Source organism: Stenotrophomonas sp. STEN030 (assembly GCF_056759995.1).
In genome coordinates this window covers 22,972-35,126 of sequence record NZ_JBRREB010000021.1, presented here as the reverse complement: position 1 = coordinate 35,126, position 12,155 = coordinate 22,972, and the positions used below count along the sequence as shown (strand labels likewise).

The following is a 12,155-nucleotide window of genomic DNA, read 5'->3' as shown; positions in this document are numbered from 1 at the left end:
GCCCTTTGTGTACCTGCCTGTTACGGCTGATGCAGGGTTACAGCGCTTACCGGTGGCTCAGTGGCTCAGCGGATCAAGGTCAGCAGCGGCAGGCGGATCAGTTCCGCCCCGGCCAGTGCAGCGATGTTGCGCAGCAGTGCATCAATGTCATCCAGCTCGAACACGCCAGTGAGCTGCAGTTGCTGCAAGGGCTCGCCAAACACGACGATACGTCCCGGCACATAGCGCTGCAGCTCGCCTGCAATGGCAGCCACGCTCTGCTGGTTGAAGATCAGCTTGCCGCGTACCCAGGCCGTCAATGCGCCCGCATCGACGTTCTCAGCCTTGCCAAGTACATCGGCGCTGAAGGCAACGCGCTGGTTGGGGATCATTTCGATACTGGCGCCGGCTCGGTTGCGCAGTTCGGCCAGGCCGGAGACCACGGTCAGCGTGCTGCGGCGTGGCTCGCGGTGCAAGGCAAAGCGGCCGACGCTGCAATGGACGCTGCCATCGCGGCTCTCGATCACGAAGGGCCGCTGCGGGTCGGGCGCGACGTCGAACAGCAGTTCACCGGCGGCTACCGAGACGCTGCGGCGGACGTTGGAAAATGCCTGCGAGAACGCGCTCTCGCTGTTGAGCCAGGCGGTCGATCCGTCGCCAAGCGACGCCTGCCGCCGCTGGCCGATGCGGGTGCTGTGGTCGGCAAGTACACCGCTGACCGGCCCCAATAGACCAGTACCGACCACGCCGGCCATTGCAGCTGCTGACAAGCCACCCGCCAGCACCGCGCGACGGCTGATCCGGCGCGGCGCCGGCGTCAGCGCCTGCACCCAATGCCGGTGCTCGGCCGAAAGCGCGGTGTTACCAACGTCGTCGAGCAGCGCGAACGCCTGCCGCGCAGCCTCGGCATGCGCAGGGGAACGCTGGCACCAGCGCTCGAACGCCGCTCTATCGCCCGCAGACGGTCGCGCACCCAGGCGGATTGCCCACTGGATGGATTCGTCGTTGAGCGCGTTGTTGCGGATTCGGAAGCGGTCGAACATCGTGGCGTGGCTGGGGGCTGCGCTGAGAGAGGGGTTGTCTACCTATAAGACGTTTCGCCAAGGCCAAAGTTGCAGTGGCGGCAGCGATCATCTTCCATCGTCGCCCTCAGGATGGCCCCAGGCGGTCGCGGCAATGCCGTAGTGCCTGCGCCAGGTACTTGGCCACCATGCTCTCCGATACGCCAAGGCGGCGCGCGATCAGTGCATGCGACAGGCCGTCGACGCGGAACAGCAGCAAGGCCAGGCGTGCATTGGGCGGCAGCTCGCGCAAGGCAGCGTCGAGCTGCCGCAGGCGATCCTGGGCAATGGCGTTGCGCTCCGGGTTGGCGACAGGGTCGGCCTGCTGCGGATCGGGCTCGCCGCTGCCGCCTGCGCGCTGCTCGCGTCGCGCCACATCGATGGCGAGGTTGCCGGCGACGCGGAAGATGAAAGCGCGCTGGTCGCGGATCTGCTCTTGCTGCTGACGGCTGTCGGTCTCCAGCAGGCGTAGATAGGTTTCCTGCATGACCTCTTCGGCACGGGTGTTGTCGCCAGTACGCCGCCGTAGGTGCCGCTTCAACTCGCTGTACAGGCCGAGGAAGGCATCAATCAGGCGCGAGCTGGGCGCGGTCATCAGTGCTGGCAGCCGACGACGCCACGCAGCTGTGACATGCAGGCTGGCGTGGTGTGGGGCAGGGCGGGCGGATGGCGCTGCTGCTTCCGCCAGCATGGCCAAGGATTCGACAGCAGCGGCATGGGAGTCTCTCCACGGCGCTCGGCGCCGGCACGGGGTGGTCGGCTGGCCGCTATGCTTGCTGACCGCCACATCATACTTTCATCCGCGATGGCGTGTCAGATGCGAGGTTGGTCAGGCACTGTGGCAAGCGGCCGGAGCAATGGCCTGCGTCAGAATCGTGGCGATCCAATGGAAGCGCAGACGTAGCAAGCGGCGGCCAAGCCGGCTGGCGGCCACTTGCAACTGAGTATGCTGGACTGACCTGGCGCGGCTACTAGCGCGCCGAAGTACAAAGCATCAGGCCGGCGACGCGCGGGTACCGGATACTACGGCGACCAGCAAGCTGGGGCCCGCCGCAAATCCACTGAAACAACTGGAGTTGCTCATCCAATCCAGATTCTGGCAGTGTCCTTCCGCTGGCTTCCTCGCGCCCGCAGTGCCCGACCAACGCGCGACTCGGTTTTGCGCTCAAGTACGCAGTCGATGTAGTCGGCAGCCAGTAGCAAGCCATCGAGATCGGCGTTGCAGTTGATTCCCAGCTCGGAGAAGAGATAGGCCAGATCTTCGGTGGCAAGACTGCCTGCTGCACCTGGTGCGTGGCTGTCAGCGCCAAGCCCGGAGATGGAACCGTCAAACGCGCGCACACCGTGCTCCAATGCTTCGATGACATTGGCGATTGCCAGGCCGAAGGTGTCATGGAGATGCGTTGCCAAGCGGTGGATGGGCACTTCGCTGGCACAGGCACGCAGCAGCACGCCAACCGATGCCGGGCTGCCGCTACCGGTGGTATCGCACAGGCTGATCTCACGGCAGCCCATATCGTAGAGCGCGCGGACGATACGGATGACTTCCGCAGTCGTCACCGCTCCACCGAACGGGCAATGGATGACCGTGGCCAGCGTGGCACGGACTTGGATGCCGAGGGCCAGAGCACGCGCGGTGATCTCATCGGCACGGCGCAGGCTCTCGGTGATGTTGCAGTTGAGATTGGCCCGGCAATACGCATCCGAAGCGGCAGACGCGATGGTGATGTCGCGGCAGCCGGCGGCGACTGCCATGTCCAAGCCCTTCATGTCGGCAACCATCACCGAACGGATTCGATTGAGTGGCGGCGGCCCCAGTAGCGCGCACACCGCTGCGGTATCAGCCATCCGCGACACCAAACGCGATGTGGTCAAGGAACCAATCTCGAGCTCCTTGATACCTGCTGACTCCAGTAATTCGATCATGTTCACGCGAACGCTGGTTGGCAGTAACTTCAGCTGGCTTTCAAGGCCTCTACGCGGACCAATCTCGATGATGCGGACACGATCTTCCTGTGCTTCATCTGGGTTGTTCATCACCGCCCCCGCAGATTTTCAAGCGCAGCGATCGCCTTATCACTACGGATGCTCTGCGCGGATATAAGAGTCTTCACGATGCGAACGATTTCACTGTCGCGAGCACCAACCAATAAAGCCAGGTCATGTGCATACTGATCGGGATTGCCCCGCGCGATCGCATCGGCAGCATGTGCATGCAGGTTGGCTAGACTCTGCGCCAAACCGATGGCGGCGACAGCGGAGTTGAGTAGCTGTCTGCACTGGCTGATGGCAGCAATGTCAGCCGGTGCCGGTGCCGGTGCCGGTGCCGAGTCCGTGTCCACCGCTGCACCGTTATGATCCGTCTGCTCAGTGAGCACCGGCAGGCAGATCCTCCCAGCCAGATGACCGTGATGGTCGCGGTACCAGATGGCCAATGGCACACCATGTTCGTCGCGGGCCGTCCATTTCTTTCGTCTACCGCCAGTGCTGTCGCTTGCAGGGTCAATAGCGGAAAGCACCGAATTCGCCGTTGCGAGGATGTCCGCATTGCGTGCGCTGCCACGATCCCTGGCGATGCAGGTGTAATTATGCAGGTCGACGATACGCCCAGCCAACGCATGGCCTGACGCTGGATCAAGCGAGAAGGTGCTCGGGTCAATTGTTACCTGCGCACATAACAAATGGCGATCAGCAACATCTTTGATGGAAGCTCTTCCTCGCACGCCGTGCGTCAGCTGCTCTATCAGCGGTGCCAACTTCGCAATTACGCTGTCGATGACGTGGACATCGGATCGATAGGGAACCTCGACAATCACTACAATCTCGAGATATGCACCTGTATCGGCGGCTACGCGTACAGTTGCATCAATATCCTTGCAGCCGCCGCCTGAAGCGAGTGTTGGATTCATTGTATTGACGAGGCCGATAAGCTGATTTCGAAGCTTAAGTACCTGCAGGCGAGCACTGTGAACATCGCGGATAGCACTGAACTGGACGCATGCACGCAGCAATGGGCCCGCGCAAAAGACGCGGAATCCGCCGGTTCGGTGCGCAAGGTCAGCGATGTGCTGGAGAGTGCGGACCTGTCCTGGATGAAGCTCTTTTAGTGGAACGAGAAGGCTCGTGCCGTTCACCAGAAGGTTGTCGACGAAAGCGACTGGCTCAGAAGTGGCAGAGTGTCGGCCGTCCAGCACGGATGGATCGTTGTTCACGGGTTGCGTTCTCGCTGCTTCGTTCCTTCCGATGCCATCGTTAGAGTTGCGCGGCATGTTGGCTTTCGCTGACGCGGCTCCAAGTGGCGACGCGTTTTCTGGGTGCGCATGATTTGCGCTCAACGTCGGATGCCCTGTCGACCGAATGTCGGCGAGGATTACAAAAAATGCAGGACACAATGTGCTCTGAGCAGCACGGGCGAAAGGTACAGTTTTTCCGAACAGCGACTACGCTGAAGCGTATCTACCAGTTCATATCGAAATGTCTATTTATGCTCTTTACAGAGTGTGTTGGCGCGTAGATACAGTGAGCGCCCGAAGAAATTTGTATGGATTTTTATGCGCTCTGAACCACGGAAGATTTCATTAGCGGAAAAAGTTGCAATGGACATCGGTCGTCAGATCCTGGCCGGTGTGCTGAAGCCTGGAGACAAGCTGCCGTCGTTGCGCGAGTACGCACGATTGAATGGCTACTCGAAGAATACGGTTATCTCGGCGTTTGACTTGCTTGGTGAGCGAGCGCTGGTTGAGGCGCAGCATGGCAAGGGGTTTTTCGTGCGTGGCGTCGAAGCGCCGCCGGAACGGGATGTCGATGAAGAGCCTGTGGGTTACAGCAGGGTCATCGATACCTTGTGGATGATGCGCCAGCAGGCGATTCGTGAGCCGGGGCGGTCACATCTTGCCGAAGGATTTCCGCCTGTTGATTGGTTGACCTATATGCGACTGGATCGCTTCCATCGACAGGTCGCACGCAGCGGCATCGGCAGCTTGTTCCGTTACGGCAACCGTTATGGCTACCTGCCGTTGCGGCAGCAACTGATCCGACGCATGGCCATGCATGGGATGGAGCTGGGGCCGCGACAGTTGGTAACTACATTTGGCGCCAATCATGCGTTGGACCTGATCATCCGGCGCTACGTCGCGCCAGGCGATACGGTGTTGGTCGAGCAGCCTGGTTACTACCCGCTGTTTGGCAAACTGCAGTTGCAGGGCGCAAAGTCGATTGCAATCACACGCCGTGTAGATGGTCCTGATCTGGCTGAGTTCGAGGCGGCGTTGCAGACCAGCAAGGCGCGCGTTTTCTTCATGCAGACCACTGCGCACAACCCGACCGGAACCGATGTGTCGCCGGAAGTAGGCAAGCGCTTGCTGGAGTTGGCAGCGGCGCACAATGTGCTGATTGTCGAGAACGACGCAATGGCCGACTTCAAGCCGAACTCGGCGTTCCGCCTGTCCTCGTTGTCGCAGTTCAGGAATACGCTGTATGTGGGCAGCTTCTCAAAATCGGTATCGGCGGCGTTGCGCAGCGGGTTCATCGCCGGCGAGAACGCACACATCGAAGAACTGGCTGACCTGAAGATGCTGTTGCACATCGGCAGCAGCGAGTACGGCGAGCGTGTGCTTGAGGCGATCCTGCGCGAAGGAAACTTCCTGCGCCATGTAGGGCGTTTGCAGGACCGGGTGCGCGCGGCCACCGCGGAAGGGCTGGAGGTGCTGAATCGGCTGGATGCAACCGTCTATGCCACGCCGGAACAAAGCCTGTATCTATGGGCCCGTTTCGATGGCATCGACGATACCCGCTCGCTGACCGCGCGCTTGCTGTCACGCGGCGTTGTACTGGCGCCGGGTGCGTTCTTCAATATCGACTCGGAACAGGTGTCACCGTGGACACGTTTGAACGTTGCCTATTTGAATGACAGCGTCTTCATCGATAGTCTCCGCGAGGAGATGGATCAGTCCACGGCGCTGGCTTGAGAATGGCGCGACGAACTGGGGGCTGCCGCTAGCGGAGCACCCAGCACCGTCTTGCATGGTGAGAGATCATTGCCAGTCGGAAAGCGAGAGCTTCAACTCGGCGTTGAAGCCTTTGGCTGACCGCAGCGGTACTGCGAAGATGTTCGGAGCCTGCTGGTTGATGCCGATGGCCTTGGTACGCGCGGTATCCAGTTCGGCCTCATTCTTGGGGCCGCCAGCCCATTGGTCGTCACTCCAGACATAGCGCAGGCGCCAACCGCCTGCGTCGTCGGGTTTTGCGAATACCACCAGCGTGTTGCGGAACAGGTACTCGCCGGGGATATGGTTCTTCAGGAACAAGGCGCCATCCACCTGGTAGCCGGCATTGCTGACCGCCAGGTCGATCGAGAAGGCGATTTCGCTGCCGGCCAGGATCTTGCTACTGTCCAGGAACACCGAGAACAGCACGGTCGAACGCTGGTCCTTCAACAGATTGCCCTGTGCATCGAAGATGTCACGGTACTCGCGTCGGATGGCGCATTGGTTGGCCTGGGTGCGTGAAGTCAGTTCATAGGTGTAAGCGCCACGCGGGGCAACGGTGGCCTCGATGTAGTACGAGGATTCAATCTTCTTGCCGCGCTTGCGCGCTGCTTCGATCTCTGGCGGAAAGGGCAGGGCGCTGATATCGAGCTGGGCGGTGGCGCAGGTGTCGCCGAACAGGAAGCGCACCAGATTCTGGTAGCCCTCCTCGGAATTGACGATGCCGAAGTAACCGCTATGGCTGCGGTTGACGAAGGCCCGCGGTGAGCCTTCAACATAGGCGTTGGCGATACGCACCAGGCCATCGCTCAGCGCACCAACCGCAAACGACGACAATCCATGTGCAGCAGCATAGTCGCGGCTGTTGGTGCCGATCAGGCAGAACAGCCGCTCGGGTGGGAAGCCGGAGTTGCCCAAGGTATTGACCTTGTCCTTGGGAACCTTCAGGTACTTGCCCATGTTGCTGCGGTTGAAATTATTCATGTCGTTGATCGACAGCAGGTTCGGCAGGTTGATGCCGCCGACCTCGATGCCGTTGTGCGGCGTGGCATAGGTGAAGGCCTTGTCCACCATGGCCCGCACTTCGGCGCTGGCCACGTCCGGATTCTGCAGCAGGCAGCGGCAGATCAGCCCGCCCATCGAATGGGCGACCAGATACACGCGGAACTCCTTGCGCATGGCTGCGTTGTTGCCGCATATGCTGTCGCGCAGTTGTTCGATGCGCTTGCCCAGCGCGGCGGCGGCATTGGGGATGGATGGCGTCTTGCCATCGCCGAAGGCCGGGTCGGCGGGATCGTAGTAGCGGTGGATGACGATGCAGCGTGGCGAGATACGATCGCGGCGCTCGGCCCCGAACTCGTAGACATCGCGGTAGTTGTAGTCCTTCATCAAGCGCACCAATGGCGACTCGAACACGAACTTGACGATGCTGCCGTCCTGCGCCTGACGCATCTTGGTGGAGCCGGCCTCGAAGCCCATGAACGGCGTGGAGGTGGTTTCGACGATCTCATCGCGGGTCATCGCGTAGCCGCGCACGTAGATGATCGGGAAGTAGGGGCGTTCAATACGTTCCATGGCCGGTCTCTGCGGGGGCTGCTGGCGATGGTGAACGTATTTCTTGGATTTGTCTTGAATCTGGTGCTTTGAAAGCTCACCCCTCCCCAGCCCTCCCCTTGGCTGCGCCAAAGGGAGGGGGCGCAGCTTGGCTTCCTCCCTTGCGCGAAGCGCAGGGGAGGGTTGGGGAGGGGTAAATCCTTTGCCGTTGCAGCAGCTCCGGCAAGCCCCGAAGCCCACAACAACCTACCTCTCCCCCCCAACCCCACCCCGTTCCAACAGCCGATAGCCAATTGCCTCGGTCAGATGCGCCCGCTGGATCGCTGTTTCCCCGGCAAGGTCGGCAATCGTCCGTGCCACCCGGAGAATTCGATGCATCGACCTTGCCGATAGCTGCAATCGCTCCATCGCCCTCTCGAGCAGATCAGCATCGGAAGTCGACAAGCCGCAGTCCCGCAACGTCTCTGCCTGTCCAAGGTGTGCATTGGCCTTGCCAGCACGTTCCAGCTGTTGTGCACGCGCAAGCACTACCCGAGCACGCACCTCGGCGCTGCTTTCACCCGTAGTTGCATCTCCACGCAATTCACTCGGCGCCAGCCGTGGCACCTGCAGATGCAGGTCGATGCGGTCCAGCAGCGGCCCGGAGATGCGTGCGCGGTAGCGGCGGATGCTTTCGGCCGAGCAACGGCAGCGCCCGCTGCTGTCACCTGCCCAGCCGCAGGGACAGGGATTCATAGCCGCGACCAGCTGGAAGCGTGCAGGAAATTCCATGCTGCGCGCCGCCCGCGAGACGGTGACTGTGCCGGACTCCAATGGTTCGCGCAGCACTTCCAAGGCATGTCGGCTCCACTCGGGTAATTCATCGAGAAACAAAACGCCGTTGTGCGCGAGGGAAACTTCGCCAGGGCGTGGGTGCGAGCCACCGCCAACCAGGGCAACCGCGCTGGCTGTGTGGTGCGGCGAACGGTAAGGGCGCTGTCGCCAGCGACTGGGTTCAACACCGCGCCCACTGATCGAGGCGATGGCAGCGGATTCCAGCGCTTCTTCTTCACTGGCCTCGGGCAGGATGCCGGGCAGACGCGAGGCCAGCAGGGTCTTGCCGCAGCCGGGCGAACCCAACAACAGCAGATGATGGCCGCCTGCTGCGGCAATCTCCAAAGCACGTCGCGCATGTTGCTGACCACGCACGTCGCTGAGGTCGGCCAATACGGCGGGCTCGGTGGACGGCACCTGCGCATCGGGCAGCTGTTTGCTGCCGCCCAGTGCGGCGCAGACTTCCAGCAAGGTGCGTGCGACCTTGACTTCGGCATACTGAGCCAGTGCCGCCTCGTCAGCGTTGCCCGGCGGCACGATCAGGCAGCGCTGGGCATCGGCGGCTGAGATGGCAGCCGGCAGTGCGCCATCTACCGCACGCAGTTCACCAGTCAATGCCAGTTCGCCGATGAATTCGTAATCGGCCAGCGCGTTGCGGTCGATCTGACCACTGGCAGCGAGAATGCCCAGTGCGATCGGCAGATCAAAACGGCCGCCTTCCTTGGGCAGATCGGCCGGCGCCAGATTGATGGTGATGCGGCGTGCGGGATAGTCGAACTGCGCACACATGATGGCGGCACGCACGCGGTCGCGTGACTCGCGCACTGCGGCCTCGGGCAGGCCGACGATCTGGGTGAAGGGCAGGCCGCCGGACAGGTGTACTTCCACCTGTACCAGCGGTGCGTGCACGCCCGCGCGGGCGCGGCTGTGCACCAGCGCCAGGCTCACCGCCCGGCGCTCAGGCGTTCTTGTCGGAGGCGCGGTTTTCCAGGGCGGCGACGGCGTGTTCCAGCGCGTCGAGCTTTTCACGGGTGCGCAGCAGTACCGCACGCTGCACTTCAAATTCTTCGCGTGTGACCAGGTCCAGCTTGCTCAGCCCGGCCTGCAGCGCGGTCTTGAAGGTGGCCTGCAGTTCTTCGCGCGATTCGCGCAGACCCGGCGGCACCAGGCTGCTCAGGCGGCGGGCCAGCTCGTCGATGTGGTTGAGGTCGATCATGGGGTTTCTCCGCAGGGTTGAGCCGAGCCTAGGCGGCGGCTGTTGGTTGCGGGCATCGGTATCCGTTATTGCCAATGGTAAGGATAGTCCGGAACCTTGCTAGTGGCACGTCAGCCTGCACGGTATGCTGCAGGCATCACCCAAGGAGCCGACCAATGAAGATGATCATGGCCATCGTCAAGCCGTTCAAGCTGGACGACGTGCGCGAGGCGCTAGCCGAACGCGGCGTGGCCGGTATCACCGTCACCGAGGTCAAGGGCTTTGGTCGGCAGAAGGGCCACACCGAGCTGTATCGCGGTGCCGAGTACGTGGTCGATTTCCTGCCGAAGGTGAAGATCGAGGTCGCCGTGACCGACGCGCAGGCCGATGAAGTGGTGGAAGCCATCGTCAAGGCTGCTGGCACCGGCAAGATCGGCGACGGCAAGGTATTCGTGTACGACCTGGGCAGCGTGGTGCGAATCCGCACCGGCGAGCTGGATGGCGATGCGCTTTGAGGTTTGGGGTTTGGGGGTTTGGGGTTTTGAAGCTTTAGAGCTTTAGAGCACCCCTCCCCAGCCCTCCCCTTGGCTGCGCCAAAGGGAGGGGGCCAAGCTCTGCTCCCTCCCTTGCGCCGAAGGCGGAGGGGAGGGTTGGGGTAGCTTTGGCCTTAGCCCTTGATCCGCCGGTACAACCGCTTCCACGCATTCCGCACCGCCTGCACCCAGCCCGGCTCGGCCAGTGCCGCGGCCTGTTCGGCACTGGGCTTCTGACCAGTCAAACGCTGGCGCATCTTCACCAGGTTTTTCATGTCACTGCGGCGCAGTTGGCGCGAGATCGGCCAGTTGCGCAGCCAGCGTGGTGAGCGCAGCGCCGAGGTGAAATCCAGCAGCACCGGCACGCCGGCGCTGACCACCACATTTGTGCCATGCAGGTCGTTGTGGGTAATGCCGGCCGCGTGCAGGCGCGCCAAGGCGTTCTGCAGCTGGTCGAAGACTTCCTGGCTCACACCCTGCACACCGGCGCTCAAGGTATCGCCGGGGATGAATTCCATGCCCAGCGCCAACCCGCCCAAGGTGCCCAGCAGCGCCGGGGCGTGCTTCCAGCCCTGCAGGCGCTTGAGCACCTTGGCTTCGCGGCGCACCAACAGGCGCGCCACCGGCGACAAGGGGGTGCCTTGATAGCGGCGGTAATCCTTGACCACCGCCGGGCGACCGTCCAGTTCGGTGCGGTAGACATCGGGCTCCAGCAGGCGTTCGCCACGCTTGAGCAGATGGTGGGCGGGAACAACCGCGTGTTCGCCGTCGAAGTTGGGCAATGTGTTCATCAAAACCTTCCTGACGCGGGCATGGCGCGGAAAGCGTCTTGCAAAGCCGGTCTAACGTGCCCTGGGTGGGCGGGGATGTGCGGCAATTATAAAACTGCACAGTCCATGAATTGCTGAATGTAAAAAAAATGTAGGAATCTTGTGACGGAAATGATTGTTGCGATCACGCGGTTGTCACCGCCAGGGGCGTGTGCGCCGCGCCGGGCCCTGAACGAAAAACCCCGCGCCGTTGCGGGCGCGGGGTTTGGTTCACAGCGCTGGCAGCGGGCTTATTCGCCCAGTGCCTTGGCCACGAACGGCGGGCTGACCAGCACGCCGGTGTGCAGCGGCGCGGTGTAGTACAGGGTGTCGAACGGCTTGGCGGCCGAATCGGCCTCGCGGAAGCCGAAGCCGAAACCGGCCTGCTTGCTGGCCACGGTCACCGACCACCAGCCGGTCGGGTAGCACGGCTGCGGGAAGGGCAGGGTCTTGAACGACTGGAAGCCAGCCTTGCCCATTTCCGAACGCATGTCCTTGATCAGCTCCAGCAGGGCCAGCGGCGACTCGCTCTGCTGCACCAGCAGGCCGTCGTCCTTCAGGGCGCGGAAGCAGCTTTCGAAGAAGGCCTTGTTGAACAGGCCTTCGGCCGGGCCAACCGGGTCGGTGGAGTCCACGATCACCACGTCCACGCTGCCCGGGGCGCAGTTGGCCATATAGGCCACGCCGTCGTCGAACAGCAGCTCGGCGCGCACGTCGCCGTTGGATTCACACAGTTCCGGGAAGTACTTCTCGGCCATGCGGGTGACCTGCTCGTCGATATCGCACTGGGTGGCGCTTTCCACGCCCGGGTGCTTGAGCACCTCGCGCAGGGTGCCGCAATCGCCGCCGCCGATGATCACCACGCGCTTGGGCGCCGGGTGGGTGAACAGCACCGGGTGGCTGATCATCTCGTGGTAGAAGAAATTGTCCTTGGTGGTCAGCATCATGGCGCCATCGATGACCATCAACTTGCCCCAGTCGGTGCTGTCGTAGATCTCGATCTTCTGGAACGGCGACTGCACCTCGTCCAGCTTGCCGGTGATGCGGAAACCAATAGCCGAACCGGTCGGCTGGAAGTGTTCGATGAACCAGTTTTCGTTGGAGGTCATGATGATTCCTGGGTGCAATGGACTTTTCCCTTCTCCCGCGGGCGGGAGAAGGTGCCCCAAAGGGGCGGATGAGGGCAGCGGTGAGCCTGCCACAGCAGGGTTTCACCCGTAATCTGG

At 62.2% G+C, this 12,155-nt stretch carries 11 protein-coding genes; 2 read left to right on the top strand and 9 right to left on the bottom strand.

Annotated features, from left to right (window positions below; genetic code table 11):
- Positions 1-65: 65 nt before the first annotated feature.
- From ACVOLR_RS09180 to ACVOLR_RS09165, 4 genes are all read right to left on the bottom strand, one after another.
- A complete protein-coding gene (locus tag ACVOLR_RS09180; protein ID WP_481536183.1) occupies positions 66-1,022 on the bottom strand; it encodes a FecR family protein in 957 nt (318 codons plus the stop codon).
- A 106-nt stretch (positions 1,023-1,128) separates the two neighbouring features.
- Positions 1,129-1,635, bottom strand: a complete 507-nt coding sequence (locus ACVOLR_RS09175) for an RNA polymerase sigma factor (protein WP_481536182.1) — start codon at positions 1,633-1,635, stop codon at positions 1,129-1,131.
- A gap of 485 nt (positions 1,636-2,120) precedes the next feature.
- A complete protein-coding gene (locus ACVOLR_RS09170) occupies positions 2,121-3,077 on the bottom strand; it encodes a hydroxymethylglutaryl-CoA lyase (protein ID WP_481536181.1) in 957 nt (318 codons plus the stop codon).
- Positions 3,077-4,252 (bottom strand): hypothetical protein, encoded by a 1,176-nt coding sequence (locus ACVOLR_RS09165; protein ID WP_481536180.1) that lies wholly within the window; start codon positions 4,250-4,252, stop codon positions 3,077-3,079. Before ACVOLR_RS09165 ends, ACVOLR_RS09170 begins: the two co-directional genes overlap by 1 nt.
- Positions 4,253-4,591: 339 nt before the next feature.
- Between ACVOLR_RS09165 and ACVOLR_RS09160 the strand changes: the two genes are divergently transcribed.
- The gene (locus tag ACVOLR_RS09160) at positions 4,592-6,007 is read left to right on the top strand and encodes an aminotransferase-like domain-containing protein (RefSeq protein WP_481536179.1); all 1,416 of its coding nucleotides are present in this window, start codon (positions 4,592-4,594) and stop codon (positions 6,005-6,007) included.
- 66 nt (positions 6,008-6,073) lie between these two features.
- On the opposite strand, the gene ACVOLR_RS09155 is transcribed toward ACVOLR_RS09160, so the two are convergent.
- The 3 genes from ACVOLR_RS09155 to ubiK all read right to left on the bottom strand — a co-directional run bounded on the left by ACVOLR_RS09155 (position 6,074) and on the right by ubiK (position 9,608).
- Positions 6,074-7,600 (bottom strand): esterase/lipase family protein, encoded by a 1,527-nt coding sequence (locus tag ACVOLR_RS09155; protein WP_481536178.1) that lies wholly within the window; start codon positions 7,598-7,600, stop codon positions 6,074-6,076.
- 225 nt (positions 7,601-7,825) lie between these two features.
- Complete coding sequence (locus ACVOLR_RS09150; RefSeq protein ID WP_481536177.1) at positions 7,826-9,340, bottom strand: YifB family Mg chelatase-like AAA ATPase; 1,515 nt, start codon at positions 9,338-9,340, stop codon at positions 7,826-7,828.
- A 10-nt stretch (positions 9,341-9,350) separates the two neighbouring features.
- Positions 9,351-9,608, bottom strand: coding sequence for a ubiquinone biosynthesis accessory factor UbiK (gene ubiK / locus ACVOLR_RS09145; protein WP_481536176.1), 258 nt, complete (start codon positions 9,606-9,608; stop codon positions 9,351-9,353).
- Between the two features lie 155 nt (positions 9,609-9,763).
- On the opposite strand from ubiK, the gene ACVOLR_RS09140 reads away from it, so the two are divergent.
- A complete protein-coding gene (locus ACVOLR_RS09140; RefSeq protein WP_057628415.1) occupies positions 9,764-10,102 on the top strand; it encodes a P-II family nitrogen regulator in 339 nt (112 codons plus the stop codon).
- 152 nt (positions 10,103-10,254) lie between these two features.
- Here ACVOLR_RS09140 and ACVOLR_RS09135 read toward each other — a convergent pair whose 3' ends face one another.
- Entirely contained in the window at positions 10,255-10,911 is a 657-nt protein-coding gene (locus ACVOLR_RS09135; RefSeq protein WP_481536175.1) for an RIO1 family regulatory kinase/ATPase domain-containing protein, read from the bottom strand.
- A 269-nt stretch (positions 10,912-11,180) separates the two neighbouring features.
- On the bottom strand, positions 11,181-12,038 hold the full coding sequence (gene speE, locus ACVOLR_RS09130) for a polyamine aminopropyltransferase (protein WP_481533098.1): 858 nt from the start codon (positions 12,036-12,038) through the stop codon (positions 11,181-11,183).
- Between the last annotated feature and the right edge of the window lie 117 nt (positions 12,039-12,155).

Coding starts and splice junctions, on each gene's coding strand:
- ACVOLR_RS09180 (WP_481536183.1), bottom strand. CDS start 1,022: ATGTTCGACCGCTTCCGAATCCGCAACAACGCGCTCAACGACGAATCC.
- ACVOLR_RS09175 (WP_481536182.1), bottom strand. CDS start 1,635: ATGACCGCGCCCAGCTCGCGCCTGATTGATGCCTTCCTCGGCCTGTAC.
- ACVOLR_RS09170 (WP_481536181.1), bottom strand. CDS start 3,077: ATGAACAACCCAGATGAAGCACAGGAAGATCGTGTCCGCATCATCGAG.
- ACVOLR_RS09160 (WP_481536179.1), top strand. CDS start 4,592: ATGCGCTCTGAACCACGGAAGATTTCATTAGCGGAAAAAGTTGCAATG.
- ACVOLR_RS09155 (WP_481536178.1), bottom strand. CDS start 7,600: ATGGAACGTATTGAACGCCCCTACTTCCCGATCATCTACGTGCGCGGC.
- ubiK (WP_481536176.1), bottom strand. CDS start 9,608: ATGATCGACCTCAACCACATCGACGAGCTGGCCCGCCGCCTGAGCAGC.
- ACVOLR_RS09140 (WP_057628415.1), top strand. CDS start 9,764: ATGAAGATGATCATGGCCATCGTCAAGCCGTTCAAGCTGGACGACGTG.
- ACVOLR_RS09135 (WP_481536175.1), bottom strand. CDS start 10,911: ATGAACACATTGCCCAACTTCGACGGCGAACACGCGGTTGTTCCCGCC.
- speE (WP_481533098.1), bottom strand. CDS start 12,038: ATGACCTCCAACGAAAACTGGTTCATCGAACACTTCCAGCCGACCGGT.